The organism is Vibrio sp. STUT-A11, from assembly GCF_026000435.1.
GTDB lineage: Bacteria > Pseudomonadota > Gammaproteobacteria > Enterobacterales > Vibrionaceae > Vibrio.
Window position 1 is genome coordinate 2,586,119 of record NZ_AP026763.1, and the last position, 20,557, is coordinate 2,606,675.

A 20,557-nucleotide genomic window follows, 5' to 3' on the forward strand; every position below is an offset into this window, starting at 1 on the left:
GGCTTTGGGGAGCATTCCAAAGCCTTTTGTGAGGACAAAAGTCCTAGAGGGGCGTTCTCTTAATCTTCAATCAACAAGATTCGAGTTTCATACGGGCGCAATGCCTGATGATGTGAAGCAACCACACTTGCTGAATTATGGTAGTTGGACAACAAACACTTCGCTTTCGCCATCTCAAAACGCTCTGGCAAGACACATTCCACCTCTTCCCCATAGTAATTATTGATACACAAAAGCGTCTGGGTTTTATTCTGGCGAGCATACGCAAAAATACGCGAATGCTCTGGCAGCAAATCTTCATAGCTGCCGTCCGTGATGACCGGGACCTGTTTGCGCAGCTCAATCAAACGCTTGTAGAAATAAAAGACCGAGTTTAAATCCGCTACTGCTGACTCCGCATTAATTTGCGGATAATTCTGCGCGACCTCGAGCCAAGGCGTTCCTTTGGTAAAACCTGCATGCTGTTGGCTATTCCACTGCATGGGTGTGCGAGAGTTATCACGAGACTTCTGCGCCAGAATCGCCATCATCTCTTGGTGGGAAACGCCATCACGATGAACCATGATGTCGTACATGTTGGTACTTTCAACATCGCGATATTGACTGATCTCGGTATAACCCGGATTGGTCATGCCAATCTCTTCCCCCTGATAAACGTAAGGCGTGCCCTGCATCATATGAACAGACGCTGCCAGCATCTTCGCTGATTCAATGCGGTACTGCTGATCATCACCGAGTCGACTCACGACACGTGGTTGGTCGTGGTTACACCAGAACAGCGCTCCCCAGCCTTTACCGTTTAACCCGGTTTGCCAGTGATTAAAGATTTGTTTGAGCTGAAGAAAGTCAAACAGTGCTTTGGTCCACTTTTCACCGTTAGGGTAATCCACTTTCAAATGATGAAAATTGAACACCATAGAAAGCTCTTTGCCATCTAAAGACGAGTATTGCTGACAGTGCTCAAGTGTTGTCGAAGACATTTCTCCAACCGTTACACTGCCGTACTTTTGAAATACCGCTTGGCTGATTTCCTGCAAATACTCATGTACTCGTGGACCATCGGTATAAAAACGACGTCCATCGCCAATATCATCACTTGGGAAATCTTGCTGTTTGGAAATCAGATTAATCACATCCAGGCGGAAACCATCCACGCCCTTCTCTGCCCAAAAGCTGATCACGTCTTTGACTTCTTCACGCACGACTGGGTTTTCCCAGTTTAAATCCGCTTGCTCTTTGGCAAACAGGTGCAAGTAGTACTGACCGGTTGCTTCATCCAGTTCCCATGCGTTTCCACCAAACTTGGATTGCCAGTTATTGGGCTCTGCCCCCTCTACCGGATCTTTCCAGATGTAGTAATCCCGATATGGACTGTTTTTGTCACCCAATGCGGACTGAAACCACGAGTGCTCCGTTGAGGTATGGTTGACGACAATGTCCATGATAATTCGGATACCCAGCTGGTGCGCCTCCGCCAGTAACTCATCGAAGTCAGCCATGGTGCCGAAGTCAGGATTGATCGAGTAGTAATCGGATATATCGTAGCCGTTGTCGATCATTGGCGATGCATACACAGGCGTTAGCCAAATCGCATCCACACCAAGGTGCTTTAAATAATCCAGTTTAGAAATGATCCCTTTGATATCACCCGTACCTTTGCTGTCACTATCGCAAAAACTCTTCGGGTAAATTTGGTAGATTGTTGCGGTTTTCCACCAGCTGTTATCTTGCTTGGTCATTGCCATTTCTAACACCTACTTACCATTAAATTAAAAAGTCACCATGACAGTCATGGTTAAAGATCAAGCACTCCTGAGTTCAAAATGACGTAGTCAGGAATGGCTGTTTTAAATTAGGAAACAAAGCGATGGCATGACATTATGCGCTGCCATCGCTTGTTTAAGTTGATTACGCGCTTGCCGTTTCAAGTTCACCTTTCGCTTTTGCGCGCTTATAAAGAATCAGCGTCAAACCAGCTGGGACTACTATCGCTACCAACATTGCTAATGCGAATACACCCCAGAACTGAGGCTGAATAGATAAGATGCCCGGCAAACCACCCACACCGATACCGTTCGCCATTACGCCAGCGCTACCACAAACTGCCGCCGCACAAGCACTACCAATCATTGCGCTCAGCATTGGGAATTTGTATTTCAGGTTAATACCGTACATCGCAGGCTCAGTAACGCCCAGATAAGCGGAGATTGCTGCTGGAACAGAGATTTCACGCTCGTCTTGTTTTTTACTGATGATAATAATGCCGACCACTGCTGATGCCTGCGCAATGTTTGACAGTGCAATCAGAGGCCAGATTGGGGTACCACCAAGCTCTTGCATTAACTGCAAATCCACAGCGTTAGTAGTATGGTGAATACCTGTGATCACCAATGGCGCGTAAAGGAAGCCAAATATCGTTGAGCCAATGATGGCAAAGTCTCCGGTCATGGCAGCCTTAGCAGCGAATGCCACACCGTTACCTAACATGCGGCCAAATGGACCGATGATAGAGTGCGCAAGAATCACCGAAATAATGATGGAAACAAATGGCACCACGACGAGATACAAGTAAGACGGAGTGATACGTTTAAGGTATTTTTCGATATACGCCAACGCGATACCAGCGAGCATTGCTGGAATAACCTGAGCCTGATAACCCACTTTTTCAATCACAAACCAACCGAAATCCCACACTTCAGGCGCTTGTTTACCGATCAAATAGGCGTTCATTAATTGTGGAGAGACCAGAGTCACACCCAGCGTGATGCCCAGAATCGGCGTACCACCGAGCTTTCTCACCGTTGACCAACAGACGCCAACCGGTAAGAAGAAAAAGATAGCTTCACCAATCAACCATAGGAATGAATGCACCGTCGCCCAGAACTGACTGATTTCTGTCAGTGTCTGGCCATCAAACATTTTGATGTCGCCAATCACATTGCGGAAACCAAGAATCAGACCACCTGTGATAATGGCCGGTAACAGAGGCACGAAGATTTCTGCCAGGTGAGAAATACCACGCTCAACGATATTCATATTCTGACGCGCAGCATTTTTTGATTCATCTTTGCTGGCTTCGCTTTTCCCCGTCATCTCGATCAATACCTTGTACACTTCATCGACTTCAGTACCGATGACGACCTGGAATTGACCTGCGTTGGTAAAGCAACCTTTTACTATTGGCAGTGCCTCTAACTGTTGGATATCGGCTATATCCGTATCGTTCAGCACAAAACGCAAGCGAGTTAAGCAGTGACTCACACTAGCAATATTGTCGGAGCCTCCGACCAACTCAATAAGACGCTGTACATCTTGACGCGCAATCTTACTCATAACTTTGCCCACCCTGTATTGGATATGTTTAACTTTTGATTGTATTTTTATTATTAGTGGGAACATTCCCACGAATGTGGTTTTATATTGCCACCTGAAGATAAAAAACAAAATGGGAACAGTCCCATTAATTGAAAAGGATCACAAACTAAGTCTAGAGCAGAACACTCATTATGCGACTATGGCATATTCATCTAACCGTGCTGGCTGACTGGTTTCTGGGTGAAGTGCAGTAAAGAGTCATTGCCGCTCAACTGATTAATCAGCATGTTAGCGGCTTTTTTGCCCGCATGCGTGTAACCAGGGTCGACACTGAAGATATTCGGGAAAAGAAAAGATAGCAGTTCATTGCCGCCCACGCCAGTGACGACAACATCTTCACGCCCTAACTCTTGTAGACGTTTAATAACCCCAAGTGCAAGCGTATCACTGGCACAAACAATGGCTTGGGTGTCTTGTTGTAATACGTGATCGACCAACTGATAAGCACTCTCATGGCTAAGCGCTCCGGTCTTAAAGCAAGGCGGGATATTTCTGCTCTGGCACCACAACTGGTAAGCATTCAAACGGGCAAAACCCGTGGTTCTGTCATCAGAATCCACACCTATATAGGCAATACGAGAAAGCGATTGCTGCTCTAAGTGAGAAAGCGCCAGTTCGATAATGCCCTGGTTATCATAATTGATAGAGGAAACCTCATTCGTATCCATGGCAATCACCACAATGCGACTGCCCCACTCAGCGAGGGCCTTCTCATCGCAACCTGTAAAACCAAATACGATCACGCCATCTACATTGCGACGTCGGAGAACCTCAAGATGCTCAATGGTTTTTTGGCGATCAAACTGGCTTTCCATGATCACAACATCATAACCAGCAGAATATAACTCTCGCAGCATGGTGCCTACGGCTTGGTTTTCTGATGAAGAATCTAAACGAGAAATGATCACGCCCACCACCTTTTGACTTCCTCCTCGCATCGACTGAGCGGATTTGGAAGGAACATAACCTGAATCACGAATGATTTTTTCAACCTTCTCACGCGTTTCTGGCTTTACCTTGGGATCGTTGGTGAGCACACGACTTACCGTCGACTTACCAACGCCAGCCAGTTTTGCGATATCAAGAATGGTGAGTTTTTTGTTCATAAATGATCAGATTAAAGTAGGTAGAGACTTAGGTGGATGAACTTTAACAATAAATAGAGAAAAGGGAAGCCAGTGCTTCCCTTTATAATATAACGATGATGTTATTTGTTTAAATATGCCGGAACGTCAGCAATGCTATCTAATACTACACTCGCTAGCGCTTCACCCTGTTCAGTAATTGGTTTGCCGGTACGTACAAGAATCTTGGTTCCTACACCAGCCGCTTCTGCCGCCATCATATCTTCGGCTTTATCGCCAATCATGACCGATTTTTCCATGTCGATCTTCAGGAAGTCACGGGCAGAAATGAACATACCCGGCTTTGGCTTACGGCAGTCACAATCTTGCTTGTATTCGCCAATCCCCTCTTCAGGGTGATGCGGGCAGTAATAGAAGCCGTCAAACTCAACGCCGTGATCAACGAAGTTCCAATCCATCCATTGAGTCAGAGATAAAAATCGCTCTTCACTGAATTTACCGCGTGCGATACCAGATTGATTCGTCACAAGAACCAACATGTAACCTTGGTCTTTCAGCGCTTTCGTCGCTTCAAACACACCGTCAATGTACTCAAAATCATGTTCGTCATGAACGTAACCATGATCGACGTTAATCACGCCATCACGGTCGATAAAAACAGCAGGTTTTGCCAAAACGTATTTCTCTATTAGCTCGGTTTAAGCAGATTATTACATACCTTATAAGCTTCAACACTATCTATTTAGATTGACATCGCAACAAACCAGTATGCGACATCGCAAGAATCGTTGAATATCGGGGGCCTCCATCTTATGCTCAAAAAAACAGCGCTGATATCACCAAGTTTCGATATCAGAACGCTTGCACATTTAGACGTCTAGACGTAAAAATATCTATTGACTTCAATCTGCTTAACCCATAGCATCAACTGAAAATTGAGATAGAGCTCAAAATTAAGTTCTGTCAAAAGCCGTTTTTGACAACGAAGTTCCCCATATCTCTATGCAGGTTGAAACATGATAGAAATAGCAAACGTCAATAAAGTGTTCTACCAGGGCAGCAAAGAAATTCTGGCTCTGAAAGACATTAACCTACATATCGCCAAGGGCACCATCTTTGGGGTGATCGGCTCGTCAGGTGCTGGTAAAAGTACTCTGATTCGCTGTGTGAACATGTTAGAGGCTCCAACCTCTGGTTCCATCATCGTAGATGGCGTTGACCTGACTAAACTAAGCAAAACACAACTGGTAGAAACACGTCGTAACATCGGCATGATTTTCCAGCACTTTAACCTGCTGTCGTCTCGTACCGTTTTCGATAACGTCGCACTACCTCTTGAACTCGCGGGTAAAGAGAAATCGCATATCAATGCCAAAGTCACTGAACTACTGAAACTAGTAGGATTAGAAGACAAACATGAAAGCTACCCAGCGAACTTAAGTGGCGGTCAAAAGCAGCGTGTAGCCATTGCTCGTGCATTAGCCTCTGATCCAAGCGTTCTACTTTGTGACGAAGCCACCAGCGCATTAGATCCGGCAACAACTCAATCAATCCTTGAGTTATTAAAGAAGATCAACCGTAAACTCAACATCACTATTTTGCTGATCACTCATGAAATGGAAGTGGTTAAAAGTATCTGTCACGAAGTGGCGATCATCGGTGGTGGTGAACTGGTTGAGAAAGGCACTGTGGGTGAAATTTTTGCTCACCCGAAAACAGAACTGGCGCACGAATTTATTCGCTCTACTCTGGACTTGTCGATTCCTGAAGATTATCAGGCACGCCTTCAATCCGAACGTATTGAAGGCAGTTACCCTCTAATCCGTATGGAATTTACCGGCGCAACGGTTGATGCTCCTCTGATGTCTCAGATTTCACGCAAATACAATATCGATGTGGGTATCCTAAGTTCAGATCTGGATTACGCTGGTGGGGTAAAATTCGGCATGATGGTCGCTGAACTGTTTGGTAATGAACAAGATGACAACGCAGCAATCGAATACCTGCGTGAGCACAACGTGAAAGTAGAGGTACTTGGTTATGTCCTTTAATACAGTTTCTGAATGGCTGAGCCTAAATAGCAATCTACTTCTTGGGGCGACCTGGGAAACGGTATACATGGTGGCCGTTGCGGGTATTGTCGGCTTTGCCATTGGTATTCCTTTAGGCGTTATTTTGCATATCACTAAAAAAGGTGGTCTGCTTGAGAATACTAAGCTCAATGGCATTCTGGGTGCCATTGTTAACGTGGGCCGTTCAGTGCCGTTCCTTGTATTGATGGTAGCCATTATTCCGGTCACAAAAATACTGGTTGGTACTTTTATTGGTACAACCGCAGCAATCGTACCGCTTACCATTGGTGCCATTCCGTTTGTCGCGCGTCTTATCGAAGGTGCGCTACTTGAAGTACCAACGGGCTTAGTGGAAGCCGCACAATCCATGGGTGCAACACCAGTACAAATCATTACAAAAGTTCTGCTACCTGAAGCAATGCCGACTATTGTTAACTCAGTGACAATTACACTCGTAACCTTGGTCAGCTACTCTGCAATGGCAGGTACCGTTGGCGGCGGTGGTCTGGGAGACGTTGCAATTCGTTACGGTTTCCACCGTTATGATGTGACAATCATGGCTGTTACCGTGGTTATGCTGATTGTACTGGTACAAATTATTCAATCTATCGGCGACGCAGTGGTACGCCGTGTTGACCACAGATAAGCATCAAAATTACACAATAATTAGGAGATACCGATGAAATTTAGCCTTAAAGGTCTTTTGACTGTCGTAACAGCCGCTTCTGCTCTAGCACTTACGGGTTGTGGTGATAAAGAAGTTGATGTGAACAAAGTAAAAGTGGGTGTTATTGCTGGCGCTGAAGCACAGGTTGCGGAAGTTGCAGCTAAAATCGCAAAAGAGAAGTACAACTTAGACGTTGAGTTGGTGACTTTTACTGATTACGTTACACCAAACGCAGCGCTAGACGACGGTTCTATCGATGCAAACGCATTCCAGCACAAGCCATACCTTGATCAACAGATTAAAGACCGTGGCTACAAACTGGCTATCGCAGGTAACACTTTCGTTTACCCAATCGCTGGTTACTCAAAGCAAGTTAAATCTGTTGATGAAATCCAAGATGGTGCACGTATCGCAGTACCAAACGACCCAACTAACCTAGGTCGCGCACTGATCCTTCTACAACAACAAGGTTTGATTGAACTACGTGATGGCGTTGGTCTACTTGCAACGGTACGTGACATCGTTGGCAACCCTAAAAACATCGAAATCATCGAACTAGAAGCGCCACAACTTCCACGTTCACTAGACGATGTAACGCTATCTATCATCAACACAACATACGCAAGCTCTATCGATCTGTCTCCAGAGCGTGACGGTGTATTCGTTGAAGATAAAGAGTCTCCATACGTAAACCTAGTGGTAGCACGTGAAGAGAACGTTAACGCTGAGAACGTACAAAACTTCGTGAAAGCTTACCAAACTGAAGAAGTTTACGAAGCAGCGAAAGAACTATTCAAAGGCGGCGTAGTTAAAGGCTGGTAATTAAACCCGTCTTAGCAAACATCTCTGCTGACAATTGCCAAAAGGGCTGATGTGAAAACATCAGCCCTTTTGCTATTTATACTTATCGACAAACCTAAATAAGAAAGTGGTCATACGTAATGATAGAGAACCAGAAAACAGGCATCGAACACAAACACGCATCAACCCATCCATGGGGCTTCTATTTGCCATCCATGGCAAATAGAGTTTGTTTATCAAAACCTGTTCCCTGACCAGTTAATTTTCCAGATTGGTACTCGGCAGTCCAAACGGCTACTTTAGGTGGTCCCAAGAGATATTCGAAACAATTCTGCAGTCATCGCACTTAAAGTAAAAGATGTCATGCAACGGCTCATCCAACAGCCAATCTCCACCACACTTCGGACACTTACGCGCTTTTTCACTTTCAAGAGACTGGCCACCCACACGGTATTGATAGTAGTAGGTTGGAATTTTAGTGATGTATTCAATACGACCACGTAAATCCCAACCTCGGCGAAACAGGACACTGTCAGCATCACATATCTCGTGCAGCGCGGCATGTTCAGCACGACATCCGCCCGCCATTTGAATTTCATCACACGCTTGCCATTCCGTTTGCCACTTAATGACCGCTTTATGGTCACCGTTTAGTGTTGGATCATTGCGGTACAAAGGGATTGGCAATAAGGTTTCACCACTGCGCAGTGGTGAACAAGTATGTACGTAAGTGGTATAAAGCACCTGCCAGCTTGGTGTCTCGTCTTCTGCGGCTTGCTCAGAGTTCAAATCTCGACCAAGCAAGCGCATTTTCGGCGCGAGCAAAGAGGCTTCCGACAAACGATTCATACACACTTTGACAAAGTCTGAATGATAACGCGGGTGTAGGCTGTCCTGCTCGGGGCAAACCACACGCACAAAAAACTCGCCATCACCCATCACAATAGGAAACTCACGACCAAGTACCTGGCCGTTATAACGCAGTGCGTCCATTAACCCATTAATCGCCTTATCAACCGCGCTGACGGTAGTGTTATCAAAACACTCAAACTGCAATTCAACAACGTACATGCTTACACCGCAGCTTCTAAATTGGTTAGAAAATCGCAGATATTATCGGCAAGAACATCACGCTGAGAAGTACCCAGACGCTCAAGAATGACGTTGCCCGTCAAGTTACAGATAGAAATCACATCCAGCTCTGCGTCGGTTGCAGCAATAAAAACGGTTGGTTTAAGCTTAAGACGACGCTGTGTCACCAGATGACCAAGGATATTTTCTTGCAGACGATCAAAGTCATCATCGCTCCACACCTGCAACAATGTCAGTTCATTGCCCTTCCAGGTCGCTTCCATGTCTGCGCTGTATTGCGAACCATAAAACGTTTTAATGTCATCGTGTAACGTCAGTTCAATCGCATTTTCAACGTTGGTGAAATCTGCTTGCTCTTCACGCTGACACGCTTTCCATAAGACCGCCCCTTCACGTTTCTCTTCAACACATGGTGATACAAGATCAGCAAGCTCCTCACTACGTGGCAATTCATTGTGCTTAGTTTGCCAGGCTTGTTGGTAGCGTAGGCTAAAATCTTGTAGCGCCTGAGTAACGGTTTGGGTCATGAAGGTCTCCTATTCCTTGTTTATCTGCCTGCAATATTTGCCAGATAGCAATTAATCAGCGGATTCAGTAAAATTCTCTCCATTCTAATCGAAAACGACCACAAAGTATGAGCAAATATTCTGACGCTAAAGAGCTTGCAGGGCTAACTCTGGGTAAAAAGACCGAGTACGCGAACCAATACGATGCGAGCTTGCTGCAACCTGTCCCGCGTAGCCTCAACCGTGATGACCTTGAATTAGGTGACGTGCTGCCGTTTATGGGTCACGACATCTGGACCTTGTATGAGCTGTCGTGGCTAAACAGCAAAGGTCTGCCACAAGTGGCTGTGGCTGAAGTGTACATTCCGGCCTCCAGCGCTAACTTAATTGAATCGAAGTCGTTTAAGCTCTACCTGAACAGTTACAACCAGACTCGTTTTGCAAGTTGGCAAGACGTGGCCGAACGTTTAGTACAGGATCTTTCGGCTTGCGCAGGTGAACAAGTCATCGTTGAAGTAAATCCTGTCACTCATTACACCAATCAGCCTATCGTCACGATGGAAGGTGAATGTATTGATGATCAAGATATTGAAATCAACAGTTACGACTTTGATGCTTCCTTGCTGGAGGGCGCTACTGGTGAAGAGCAAGTTGAAGAAACGCTACACAGTCACTTATTGAAGTCGAACTGTTTGATCACCAATCAGCCAGATTGGGGGAGCGTTGAGATTCGCTATCAGGGTGCGAAGCTAGACCGCGAGAAGCTGCTACGCTACTTGGTTTCATTCCGTGAGCATAACGAGTTCCATGAACAATGTGTCGAGCGTATTTTCACCGACCTGATGAAATATTGCCAACCGAGTAAACTGACCGTTTTTGCTCGTTATACTCGTCGCGGTGGTCTGGACATCAACCCTTACCGTTCGACGGAGCAAGACAAACCAGAGCATAACCACCGCATGGCTCGTCAGTAATTATTTAATGGCAGAAACAAGCTCGGCAATCTATTGGATTGCTGAGCGTTTTTATTGTCCAAGCATGGTACTATATTCTCCTACTCAAGGTGACTTGGTGGGATAGGCAAAATCTAAACCAGTTCGAGGGAATGAAAGGATGTTTTGGAACAGCTCGCGTCTATTCAGATTGATTGGCTTTTTCTGCTTGTTACTGGCACAGCCGCTGCACGCGACCATTTTATCTTCTGCTTTACTCAATGAAGCCCAACAACTGGCGGAAATCGACCCTTCACAAGCAAGACAAGCAGCAACAAACTACCTGTTGCAGCGAGAATTGATTGAGCGTAGTGAAAGTGATGGCCCCTCCGCGATGTCTCGTGAAGAAACCGACCGCAGTATCCGAACTCCAAATAGCACCATCGAAGCACATAAAATTATTGCCCAGGCAAACTTCGCTTTAGGGGATGTCAGTGCGGCAATCAAAAATCTCAATGAAGCCCAAACCCTGGCACAAAAATACGAGCTTCCATACCTGTATTTAGATGTACAACTGATCCGCAACCAGATGATCTGGACCGGAAATAAAAACTACGCTGCGGCAGAAGAAGCCTTAGACCAGATAGAGAATGCACTGAATCAAGAGGATGCCGTTATACAGCGTGCCGATAGCATTCGTTATCGCCTGATCATGCAACGTGCACTTTTAGCGCATTATCGTGGTGATAACCTCAAAGCGGAGAATTATTACACTCAAGCAAAAGCGATGCTGCAAATCATTCGCTCCAGCTTGATTCTCATCGATCACTACACAACCGTTGGCGAGTTTTATCTTAACGAGAAAAAATACAATATTGCCCTTTCTGAGCTTTTATATGGTTACTGGCAATCGATTGAAAGCGATAGTGGAGCCAGACTGGCCAAAATAAACCGCTTATTGGCAAGACTATTCCAAGAGCGACGCGTCTACGACAAAGCGATCGAGTACTTATCTCAGGCAGCAGACTTTTACGACTCTTACCCAAACTCACCCATCCTGGCGGATGTGCTTGAGCAGATGGGTGACATTTACTTTTATCAGGGAAAATTTAACTTAGCCTTGGTCCACTATTTCAATGTATTGGATCACGAGAGCACCAGTAAAAGTATCAACCGAATGATCAATATTCGTCTGAGCCTTGCGGCAACTTACCTTCAACTCTATAACTATGCGCTGGCAGGGCAATATCTGGACAGCTCAACTGAACTGCTTGAATATGCTGACATCCCAGCACTGAAGGCCAAAGCTGCCCTCCTGCACTCTGGTCTTGCTTATCACCAGAACAACAGTAAAAGTGTGATTGAAAATGCACAAAAAGCACTCATGTTCATTGATGCTTCGGCTGCAGGAAACAACTTTCTTAAGCAGCAGTCCTACCGTTATCTTGGGCTAGGCTACGAGCAAGCCGGTGAATACCAACTTTCGCTGCAAGCGTATAAGAAATACACCAACTTGGTTAAACTAGAACAGATACAATTAAACCAAATCAGTGAAGACGCGTTCCGACAACAAAAAGAGTTCGCGGAGCAAACTATTCACTTTGCAGGCTTAACCCAACGCTTGACGCAAGTCGAGGGTGAGCACCGTAAATTCCAGAAGATTTCTTTCGCGCTATTTATTACCGTTTTAGTGATGTTTCTGTTCATCATGCGCCGTGGCGTCATCATTCAACGTCAGTCAGGTCAAATTACGAAACTACGTAATGACCTGTTCACACACTCGCGCTCCCGACTGAGTAACTTACGCATGCTCAATGTCAAACTCTCCCGCTCTTTGAAGAAGTCAAGTGACACCTTCGAACAGTGGCAGCTTGGCGAGTTAATCCACGAGCCTCTGAATGACCGTCTGCGCTTTGTGATGATCGACCTGCCTTTCTTACGCAGTATGTACGTTCAAAACGGTTACCAAGCAGGACTGGAGCTAGAACGGGCGTTTGGTGAGTTCCTGTCTGAAAAGGTCAAAAAGCCAGCTCGTTTGTACCACTTTTCAGATGCGAATTTACTCTACATCGAACCAAACGCTGATCGAGATGCGTCGGCAGAAATGATGTTTAATAAATTTCAGGCTTGGGTGGATGACTTTGCTAACCAGCATAACGTCAATCGAACCATTCGCATGGGGATCAGTGACTACCCATTCCTGCCACGAGCCTACACGGCAATTAATGATGCAGAGCTACTGGATTTACTCCTACTCGCGACTCATATTGCGCGAGAAGTCAGCTTGCAAGATAAACAAAGCCACTGGGTATTCCTTAAAGCCATTGAGAATGCGCCAGCAGCAAGCTTTGCAACGGGTGACATAAGAAAGGCCTGTCAGCACGCCATCAATCAAGGCTTAATCAAAATTCACTCTTCTTACAAGAATGAGGATGACATCAAGAAAATATTAAAAAATGGATAATTAATCGTCACTTAGGATGAATAACTGATGACGCTATAAGGTTTTTTGTTATTATCAGGTGATCGTCAATCGTACATGGATTTAAAGTAATCGTTTCATGGGAATCTTGGAATCCGATATTCAGGCTCAGCTGCATCAGTTAAGTTGTCAACTTGATCAACTTAAACTGACTCATCGCGATAGTTCGCTCAAATTTAAACGTGAGCAACAAATCCTTAAGCGCGTTTTGGCGTCCTTATCGTCTGCATGTCCTGGCTCTGATGCTCAATTATCCAACTACTTGTCAGAAATTCAGCAAGAGCTGCAACATAAAACGGATATCAGTACTTTGATTCCGCGTTTAGCGGTGTTAGAAAGAAGGCTCAAACAGCAGTCCAGAACCATGGAAAAACAGAACGGCAACCTCGACGTTCAAATCAAACGCAGTGGTGAAACGCTGCAACGAGTGACTGGCTTACCCGCCCAACTTAAGCGTGAGCTGCGTAACCTAATGAGCTTTTCTGAAGCGAACTCGGTCACCAACGTCGATCAAGCGACCAAACTGCTTAGTATTTATGAACGCGCGCTAAAAATCATCACCTCGAACTCACGTTTGCATTTAAGTGAGTTTGAGAGTACACCAGAAAAGTCTCAACTTGAGAGCCTTGCTAGTGATCTGCAACACACGATTACGGAATTGGATTTTGAGGGGGAATATGGCGACAGACTGCTCGACATTCGCGCTAAACTACTAATGAGCGTTAACGCTGAGTCATTAATTGAGCTAACACTGACCACTTTAAAGTTAGTGGTAAAAGCGACCAAATCGGAGCGAGAAACCTCCAGTCAATTTCTCGACCAGCTAAATACATCCCTTGCAAGTAACCTGAAAACCATCCATCAAAACGCTGATCAACATCAAACTTACTTTGACCACCGACACGAGTTGAACTCAGAAATGACGAGCTTAGTTGAACAAAGTCAACGCTCATTGAGTCAGGCGCAGGACTTAACCAACCTGAAGAAAGAAATGGCACCACTGCTTGCTAAAATGGCGTCACTGTCCGAACGTTTGGAGATGACGGAAGCTCGTGAGCAGGCACTACAAGAGCGAATGACTTACAGCAAGAATCAACTGGAAGCGGTGTTTGAAACCACGCAAGACTACCGCCGCCGGTTGGATGATCAAACTCAGCGCCTGCTGCTTGACCCGCTGACCAAAGTTTACAACCGCACCGCATTTAACGATCGCCTCGAACTGGAATACCGACGCTGGGTTCGGTCTCAGAGAAACTTACGTCTGGTGATGTTTGATGTCGACAACTTCAAAGCCGTTAACGACAGCTACGGCTATACCGCCGGAGACAAAGCTCTCAAAATAATTGCCCGCACCATCAGCAAACGTGTATCCGAATTAGAAACAGTTGCTCGCTTCGGCGGAGAAGAATTTATCTTACTTATTCCAGAACAGTCGGAAGAATACACATTGGAACTGATGAAAAGTATCCAGCGTGAAATCGGCCAGTTGCCATTTAAGTTCCGTGAACAAAGTATCATGATCACCCTAACCGCGGTTTCTACTTCATTTAGAGAGTCAGACTCTCCCGAGCAAGTACTGGGACGTCTCGGAAAAATGGTACGTGACACCAAAAAGCTCGGAAAAAATCAGCTAAACTGGAGCTGAATCGTTCAAAATACAACCAAACAAACAAATTTCATCCCTTCATTTTACTTATATCCACCATTTTTCAACGAGTTATCACATTTCTTCTATTCCAGTCTGCTAAGCTTCAATTATCCAGCCTTCCAATCACAAACAACACGTATAAACCAAAGGTGATGGAGTACTTTCCTCAAATATAATCACAACAAGGAGGCGCTATGATTACCCATATCAGCCCCGCAGGTAGCATGGACTTGCTATCCCAATTGGAAGTTGAACGTTTAAAAAAGACCGCATCGAGCGATCTTTACCAACTTTACCGAAACTGTACATTAGCGGTCTTGAACTCAGGCAGCCATACCGATAACTCGAAAGAGCTGTTAGACCGATACCAATCCTTTGATGTTGACGTGCTTCGCCGTGAACGTGGCATCAAGTTAGAACTGACCGATCCACCCGAGCATGCTTTTGTAGACGGCGATATTATTAAAGGGATACAGGAGCACCTGTTTTCAGTCTTACGCGATATCGTGTATGTGAATATGCACCTGGCAGACAGCCAGCGTTTAAACCTGACCAACCCGGTCCATATTACTAACTTAGTGTTTGGGATCCTACGCAACGCAAGAGCTCTTACGCCCGGAATCGCGCCTAATCTGGTGGTTTGCTGGGGTGGGCACTCTATCAACGCAGCAGAGTATCAATACACCCGAGAAGTGGGTAACGAGCTAGGTCTTCGAGAACTGAATATTTGTACCGGCTGTGGGCCCGGTGCAATGGAAGGGCCAATGAAAGGGGCTGCCATCGGACATGCGAAACAACGTTATACCGAGCAGCGTTACCTTGGTTTAACCGAGCCATCTATCATCGCTGCTGAGCCACCTAACCCTATCGTGAATGAATTAGTGATCATGCCAGACATTGAAAAGCGTCTGGAAGCCTTTGTTCGCATGGCACATGGCATTGTAATATTTCCGGGTGGTCCGGGAACTGCCGAGGAACTGCTCTACATTCTGGGTATTATGATGCACCCAGAGAATGCTAATCAACCAATGCCAATCATACTGACTGGCCCGAAAGAAAGTGAAGACTACTTCCTAGCTATCGATGAATTTATTCGTGACACGCTGGGAGAAGAGGGTCGTAAACATTACCAGATCGTGATTGATAATCCGTCAGAAGTTGCCCGGATTATGAAACGCGGTATGGATGATGTTCGCACACATCGGAAAGAAAAAGGCGATGCCTACAGCTTTAACTGGTCACTAAAAATCGAGCCGCACTTCCAGTTACCATTTGAGCCAAATCATGACGCAATGGAGCAATTGGATCTGCATATGGATCAGGAACCCCAAGTTCTCGCAGCAAACTTGCGTCAGGCGTTCTCAGGCATTGTTGCTGGTAACGTGAAAGCGGAAGGCATCAAAGAAATCGAAGCCAGAGGTCCGTTCACCATCCATGGTGAACCAATACTGATGAAGAAGCTCGACAAATTACTGCAAGACTTCGTCGATCAACATCGAATGAAACTGCCAGGTGGCAGCGATTATGAACCTTGCTACCGAATCGCTCATCCTGAAAATGATGGTCGATAGTCAGGCTAGCATTCGTTACACTAGGGGCATTACGCCCCTTTTTTATTGCTAAGTCATTATGTCTATTCATCTTGTTATTATTGATGCCCTAAATCTGATCCGCCGAGTGCACTCCGCTCAACCCGATCCCACTGACATAGCAAGAACGATTACCACTACCCAAAGAACGCTGACTCGGATCCTGTCCGAGGCGCAACCAACCCATATCATTGCGGTGTTTGATCATCATGAACAAGACCGGGGCTGGCGTGCCAAGATACTGCCGGACTACAAACAGAACCGTAAACCCATGCCAGAGCCCTTGATGCAAGGCCTTGATGTGATTCAGCAAGCCTGGTGGGAGCAAGGCATTGACTCATTACTGTCTGACGGTGATGAAGCCGATGACTTAGTAGCAACCCTAGCAACCAAAGTCGCTGGGCATGGAGAAAAGGTCACCATTGTTTCGACCGACAAAGGCTACTGTCAACTGCTCTCCCCTACACTTCAAATTCGTGATTACTTCCAGCACCGTTGGTTAGATGAGCCATTCATTGAAAAAGAGTTTGGAGTTAAGCCAAGTCAATTGGCTGATTACTGGGGACTGGCTGGTATCAGCTCTAGTCAGGTTCCGGGGGTTCCAGGTATTGGCCCTAAAGCGGCAAAAGAAATTCTTACCCAATTCGATGATATTGAAGCGGCTTACACCAGTGATGAATTGCTACCAAAGTATCGCAAAAAGCTGGATGAGCATATCGAGTCGGCTCGCTTATGTAAGCAGGTCGCCGCACTCAAATGCGATATTGAGCTTGGCTTCAATCTGCAAGATATCCGCTTTACCGGGCCCAATAAAGTGGAGTAACAAGCAAACATCATGTAATAAAAAGTACCTATTCGAAAGGAATAGGATTCTATAGATTTAAATTGTTCTCTTTACACTCATCACCGTCATTCCAGCGAGCCTTAGCGAGACTCGGAATCTAATATCAGGGTACAGTGAAGTATTAGGGTCGACCTTAGCGACAAAGCGCTCGGATAGTAGATTCTGAATCACGCTCGTGCCTCGCTGTTCAGAATGACGAGAAGGCATGGCCCTGCTGCTCGATGAGCAAGCTGCACGGCCAGTTCAAAAGGCGCTTTTTGATCCTAGAAGATTAGTATGGCGAGATGTTCGATAAGCACTGGATGTGAATGGTGATCTCTTCACGGTCATGGTAAAGGTGCTTAGCTTGCAGCTTAAACTTCACCTTGTTCTCAATCAGGAACATTTTCAGGTTTTCAAGATCTTGCAAAACCTCGTCATAACGGCCTTTCATTGGAAGTTTCAGGTTAAAGATGGCTTCTTTTGCCCAGCCTTTCAGTAGCCACTGTCCCATAAGATGAGCCACGCGTGCAGGCTTCTCAACCATGTCACACACAATCCAGGTGACATTCTTACGGTCTGGTTCAAACTTAAAGCCGTCCACCATGTGGTGCTTAATCTGGCCAGTTTCCATCAGACTGTCTGCCATCATGCCGTTGTCAACACAATGCACGAACATCGAACGCTTCACCAATTGGTATGTCCAGCCACCCGGACACGCACCCAGATCTACCCCCCACATGCCGGGAGCCAAACGCTCATCCCACTCTTCACGTGGAATAAATACATGGAAGGCTTCTTCAAGCTTCAATGTTGAACGGCTTGGTGCATCTGCCGGGAACTTCAGACGAGGAATTCCCATGAAGAATTGTGAGTTATTCCCCGGGAATGAGTAACCCACGTAACAATGACCCGGTGCAACAAAGCAGATGTGTAATACTGGCTTCTTAGCGTTGTCTTTATCCCACATCAAGCCTTTTCCACGTAGCGCCTGACGCATTGGTACAGTAAATTTACGGCAGAATTTTAGTAGCTCTTTCGCCTCATTGGTGTCTGGCGTTTCAATACGCAGATCACCACAACGAGGGAAACCTTCAACTTCAGACAACACCTCAAGAATTGGGCTGATGCGGTCATCGCTTGGCAAAGATTCACATTCGGCTGCAACAGCAAACATTTGGCGAGCAAAGATCAAAGAACTGAAGTCGAGACCTTTTACCAGCTTGTCTGCGTCTCCATCCTGGTAACACTCGAAGACAACATAACCTGAGTTTTTCTTCACACGAGGGAAGCCGTACACTTCCAACTGTGTCGCTTTGTCCTGAATTTCACCAGCACACTCTTTCTCAAAGCCTGAACGGCAATAGAGCATTAGTTGTTTCACTTGGAGACCTCTTTGATATTAAACGCAGCAAAAAAGAACGAGCACCAACCGATCATGAACATCAATCCTCCCAACGGAGTAATCGGTCCAAACCATTTAATGCCTGTCAGCGCCAGCGCGTATAGACTGCCGCTAAAACAAAAGATGCCGATGATAAAGCAAATTGCAGCGATGAAAAAATACTTTTGTGCTTTTTGTTCCAAATTCATCAACAACAGAATGGCACAAAATAGGACGGCAAAAGTATGGATGAACTGGTAAAGAACACCAGTCTCAAACACATCAAGAAGATAGGGAGCAAGCATCGCTTTTAAACCATGGGCCGCGAACGCGCCAAGCGCAACCGAAACAAGCCCGGAAAGACCAGAAAAGGAAAGTAACCACTTACTTTTCACTGTACACCTCTTTAATAAATTTCGCTAAGTGTTCAACAGCCAGAGCAATATTGCCCTCTTCGGTGTAACCAGAACGCTTACGTGGTTTAAAACTATGGTCACCATCAGGTACAAAAGTGACAGACACCTGCTCAGATAACGTGAAGTTTTCAAACTCCTCACGCTTTCCAAAGGTATCTCGCTCGCCTTGTAGAATCAGTGTGGGCTTCTCAAGCGTTGCCAGATGCTCACCTTTGTAGTTTTCTGGCTTACCCGGTGGATGAAAAGGAAAACCTAAACAAGCAATGCCTGTCACCAGCGTATTTTCAGCCAATAAACTCGACATGCGCCCGCCCATAGATTTACCACCAATGACCACTGGCTTATCGGTAAAGTGAGTGATTACTTCTTCATAGGCTTCGAGCAATTTTGGCGCACGATCTGGCGGACGCTTTTTACCGTCTTCAGCACGTTTAACCATATAAGGAAAATTAAAACGGACGACACGAATTCCCTGCTCAACGAGTCCTTTAGCGACGGCAGCCATGAAGTCATGCTCCATGCCAGCCCCAGCACCATGAGCAAAAATAAATAACGGTCCGTTTTCCGGCCCCTCAACTATCCACTGGTTCATCCAATACTTCCTCTTGTTCTTTTCTTGCCGTTGCAAGCATCCAGTCACGAAATGTCGCAATACGTCCCATGTCTGCTTGCTGCTCATGACACACCACATAGAACGCATTTTTCGAAATTAAGACCTCATCGAATGGCGCAATAAGTCGCCCAGCTTCCATTTCTGGCTGAGCTAAAACGTTATTTCCTAGCGCAATACCTTGTCCGTGTACCGCTGCCTGCAACACCATCGTCGAGTGGCTAAAAATTGGACCATGATTTACATTGATGCCTTCGATATTGTAATGACGTGTAAACTGCTTCCAGTCTTTACGCGAAGTATCATGTAACAAAGTGTGTAATCGGAGATCATTGAGTGATTCTAACGGCTTCGTCCCCAAGAGTAACGATGGGGAGCAAAGTGGAATCAAAAATTCCTGATACAATTTGTCCGCGCGAAGTCCCGGCCAGTTACCACGACCATAATAGATAGCGACATCGACGTCGTCGGTCAGTGAGCCCTCATCCATATCTACCGCTTTAATCCTTACATCAATGTCTGGCTCCTGAGCATTAAAATCGGCCAACCGAGGCACTAGCCACTGAATAGCAAAACTTGGTGGTAAGCTGATGGTCAACGCACCTTTTTCACTACGTTCCAATACTTTATCGGTCGCTTCTGCAATAGAAGTAAAAATATCCTTGATGTCTAAAAAGTAACTTTGACCTTCTTCCGTTAACAGTAATGAGCGGTTTCGGCGACGAAATAACTTGAGTGATAAAAACTCTTCCAGCGCTTTGATCTGGTGACTCACGGCAGCTTGGGTAACGAAGAGTTCTTCAGCCGCACGTGTAAAACTAAGATGACGTGCTGCAGCTTCAAATACTCGAAGAGAATTCAAAGGAGGCAATCTGCGAGACATAGGGAACCTCAAATAGGATTAGTTTTTTTTATCTGAAACATTATAAAATTTCCGTTGTCGAACAGCCAGATAAATTCTATATTTCACACCGCAGCACGGGCCTGAACGGCTTGATTTCTCTAGAAATCAATTGGCTTCGTTGTTGCGATGTTGTGTTTGCAAACTCGTATTTCGAGTTAGGTAGATTTCTAC

The 20,557-nt window shown here is 45.7% G+C and carries 18 protein-coding genes; 8 read left to right on the forward strand and 10 right to left on the reverse strand.

Annotated features, from left to right (window positions below):
* Nucleotides 1–59: 59 nt before the first annotated feature.
* The 4 genes from treC to gmhB all read right to left on the reverse strand — a co-directional run bounded on the left by treC (nt 60) and on the right by gmhB (nt 5,134).
* Entirely contained in the window at nt 60–1,745 is a 1,686-nt protein-coding gene (treC, locus tag OO774_RS12165; protein WP_264902922.1) for an alpha,alpha-phosphotrehalase, read from the reverse strand.
* A gap of 163 nt (nt 1,746–1,908) precedes the next feature.
* A complete protein-coding gene (gene treB, locus OO774_RS12170; protein ID WP_264902923.1) occupies nt 1,909–3,333 on the reverse strand; it encodes a PTS trehalose transporter subunit IIBC in 1,425 nt (474 codons plus the stop codon).
* Between the two features lie 194 nt (nt 3,334–3,527).
* Nucleotides 3,528–4,481 (reverse strand): trehalose operon repressor TreR, encoded by a 954-nt coding sequence (gene treR / locus OO774_RS12175; protein WP_264902924.1) that lies wholly within the window; start codon nt 4,479–4,481, stop codon nt 3,528–3,530.
* Nucleotides 4,482–4,582: 101 nt separating this feature from the next.
* Nucleotides 4,583–5,134, reverse strand: a complete 552-nt coding sequence (gene gmhB, locus OO774_RS12180; RefSeq protein WP_264902925.1) for a D-glycero-beta-D-manno-heptose 1,7-bisphosphate 7-phosphatase — start codon at nt 5,132–5,134, stop codon at nt 4,583–4,585.
* Between the two features lie 342 nt (nt 5,135–5,476).
* On the opposite strand from gmhB, the gene metN reads away from it, so the two are divergent.
* Genes metN through OO774_RS12195 form a run of 3 tightly spaced genes read left to right on the forward strand, consistent with a single transcriptional unit; the run spans nt 5,477 to nt 8,021 of the window.
* Entirely contained in the window at nt 5,477–6,511 is a 1,035-nt protein-coding gene (metN, locus tag OO774_RS12185) for a methionine ABC transporter ATP-binding protein MetN (RefSeq protein WP_264902926.1), read from the forward strand.
* The gene (locus OO774_RS12190) at nt 6,501–7,178 is read left to right on the forward strand and encodes a methionine ABC transporter permease (RefSeq protein ID WP_264902927.1); all 678 of its coding nucleotides are present in this window, start codon (nt 6,501–6,503) and stop codon (nt 7,176–7,178) included. The genes metN and OO774_RS12190 overlap by 11 nt, the downstream gene beginning before the upstream one ends.
* Nucleotides 7,179–7,211: 33 nt before the next feature.
* Nucleotides 7,212–8,021: a MetQ/NlpA family lipoprotein gene (locus tag OO774_RS12195; protein ID WP_263838148.1), complete on the forward strand. Its 810-nt coding sequence runs from the start codon at nt 7,212–7,214 to the stop codon at nt 8,019–8,021.
* Nucleotides 8,022–8,294: 273 nt separating this feature from the next.
* On the opposite strand, the gene OO774_RS12200 is transcribed toward OO774_RS12195, so the two are convergent.
* Together OO774_RS12200 and syd are read right to left on the reverse strand one after the other, a co-directional pair.
* Nucleotides 8,295–9,071, reverse strand: coding sequence for a Zn-ribbon-containing protein (locus OO774_RS12200; RefSeq protein ID WP_065296433.1), 777 nt, complete (start codon nt 9,069–9,071; stop codon nt 8,295–8,297).
* 2 nt (nt 9,072–9,073) lie between these two features.
* Complete coding sequence (gene syd / locus OO774_RS12205) at nt 9,074–9,619, reverse strand: SecY-interacting protein (protein WP_264902928.1); 546 nt, start codon at nt 9,617–9,619, stop codon at nt 9,074–9,076.
* Between the two features lie 107 nt (nt 9,620–9,726).
* Between syd and queF the strand changes: the two genes are divergently transcribed.
* The 5 genes from queF (at nt 9,727) to xni (ending at nt 17,072) form a co-directional block, all read left to right on the forward strand.
* Entirely contained in the window at nt 9,727–10,572 is an 846-nt protein-coding gene (gene queF / locus OO774_RS12210; protein WP_264902929.1) for an NADPH-dependent 7-cyano-7-deazaguanine reductase QueF, read from the forward strand.
* Between the two features lie 139 nt (nt 10,573–10,711).
* The gene (locus OO774_RS12215) at nt 10,712–12,994 is read left to right on the forward strand and encodes a tetratricopeptide repeat protein (protein WP_264902930.1); all 2,283 of its coding nucleotides are present in this window, start codon (nt 10,712–10,714) and stop codon (nt 12,992–12,994) included.
* A gap of 97 nt (nt 12,995–13,091) precedes the next feature.
* The gene (locus tag OO774_RS12220; protein WP_264902931.1) at nt 13,092–14,657 is read left to right on the forward strand and encodes a GGDEF domain-containing protein; all 1,566 of its coding nucleotides are present in this window, start codon (nt 13,092–13,094) and stop codon (nt 14,655–14,657) included.
* Between the two features lie 197 nt (nt 14,658–14,854).
* Nucleotides 14,855–16,231 carry a nucleotide 5'-monophosphate nucleosidase PpnN gene (gene ppnN / locus OO774_RS12225; protein ID WP_264902932.1) on the forward strand — a complete coding sequence of 459 codons (1,377 nt, stop codon included), beginning with the start codon at nt 14,855–14,857 and terminating at the stop codon, nt 16,229–16,231.
* 58 nt (nt 16,232–16,289) lie between these two features.
* The gene (xni, locus tag OO774_RS12230; protein ID WP_264902933.1) at nt 16,290–17,072 is read left to right on the forward strand and encodes a flap endonuclease Xni; all 783 of its coding nucleotides are present in this window, start codon (nt 16,290–16,292) and stop codon (nt 17,070–17,072) included.
* A gap of 292 nt (nt 17,073–17,364) precedes the next feature.
* On the opposite strand, the gene rlmM is transcribed toward xni, so the two are convergent.
* The 4 genes from rlmM to OO774_RS12250 are packed head-to-tail and all read right to left on the reverse strand — an operon-like array spanning nt 17,365 to nt 20,365.
* A complete protein-coding gene (rlmM, locus tag OO774_RS12235; protein WP_264902934.1) occupies nt 17,365–18,456 on the reverse strand; it encodes a 23S rRNA (cytidine(2498)-2'-O)-methyltransferase RlmM in 1,092 nt (363 codons plus the stop codon).
* Complete coding sequence (locus tag OO774_RS12240; protein ID WP_264902935.1) at nt 18,453–18,851, reverse strand: DUF423 domain-containing protein; 399 nt, start codon at nt 18,849–18,851, stop codon at nt 18,453–18,455. Before OO774_RS12240 ends, rlmM begins: the two co-directional genes overlap by 4 nt.
* Complete coding sequence (locus tag OO774_RS12245) at nt 18,841–19,464, reverse strand: alpha/beta fold hydrolase (RefSeq protein ID WP_264902936.1); 624 nt, start codon at nt 19,462–19,464, stop codon at nt 18,841–18,843. Before OO774_RS12245 ends, OO774_RS12240 begins: the two co-directional genes overlap by 11 nt.
* Nucleotides 19,445–20,365 (reverse strand): transcriptional regulator GcvA, encoded by a 921-nt coding sequence (locus OO774_RS12250; protein WP_264902937.1) that lies wholly within the window; start codon nt 20,363–20,365, stop codon nt 19,445–19,447. The genes OO774_RS12245 and OO774_RS12250 overlap by 20 nt, the downstream gene beginning before the upstream one ends.
* Nucleotides 20,366–20,557: the final 192 nt, after the last annotated feature.

Excerpts from the sequence above, each read along its gene's own strand:
- queF (WP_264902929.1), top strand. The coding sequence starts at position 9,727 with ATGAGCAAATATTCTGACGCTAAAGAGCTTGCAGGGCTAACTCTGGGT.
- ppnN (WP_264902932.1), top strand. The coding sequence starts at position 14,855 with ATGATTACCCATATCAGCCCCGCAGGTAGCATGGACTTGCTATCCCAA.
- OO774_RS12220 (WP_264902931.1), top strand. The coding sequence starts at position 13,092 with ATGGGAATCTTGGAATCCGATATTCAGGCTCAGCTGCATCAGTTAAGT.
- OO774_RS12200 (WP_065296433.1), bottom strand. The coding sequence starts at position 9,071 with ATGTACGTTGTTGAATTGCAGTTTGAGTGTTTTGATAACACTACCGTC.
- OO774_RS12250 (WP_264902937.1), bottom strand. The coding sequence starts at position 20,365 with ATGTCTCGCAGATTGCCTCCTTTGAATTCTCTTCGAGTATTTGAAGCT.
- metN (WP_264902926.1), top strand. The coding sequence starts at position 5,477 with ATGATAGAAATAGCAAACGTCAATAAAGTGTTCTACCAGGGCAGCAAA.
- xni (WP_264902933.1), top strand. The coding sequence starts at position 16,290 with ATGTCTATTCATCTTGTTATTATTGATGCCCTAAATCTGATCCGCCGA.
- OO774_RS12190 (WP_264902927.1), top strand. The coding sequence starts at position 6,501 with ATGTCCTTTAATACAGTTTCTGAATGGCTGAGCCTAAATAGCAATCTA.
- treR (WP_264902924.1), bottom strand. The coding sequence starts at position 4,481 with ATGAACAAAAAACTCACCATTCTTGATATCGCAAAACTGGCTGGCGTT.
- OO774_RS12215 (WP_264902930.1), top strand. The coding sequence starts at position 10,712 with ATGTTTTGGAACAGCTCGCGTCTATTCAGATTGATTGGCTTTTTCTGC.
- treC (WP_264902922.1), bottom strand. The coding sequence starts at position 1,745 with ATGGCAATGACCAAGCAAGATAACAGCTGGTGGAAAACCGCAACAATC.
- OO774_RS12195 (WP_263838148.1), top strand. The coding sequence starts at position 7,212 with ATGAAATTTAGCCTTAAAGGTCTTTTGACTGTCGTAACAGCCGCTTCT.
- syd (WP_264902928.1), bottom strand. The coding sequence starts at position 9,619 with ATGACCCAAACCGTTACTCAGGCGCTACAAGATTTTAGCCTACGCTAC.
- OO774_RS12245 (WP_264902936.1), bottom strand. The coding sequence starts at position 19,464 with ATGAACCAGTGGATAGTTGAGGGGCCGGAAAACGGACCGTTATTTATT.
- treB (WP_264902923.1), bottom strand. The coding sequence starts at position 3,333 with ATGAGTAAGATTGCGCGTCAAGATGTACAGCGTCTTATTGAGTTGGTC.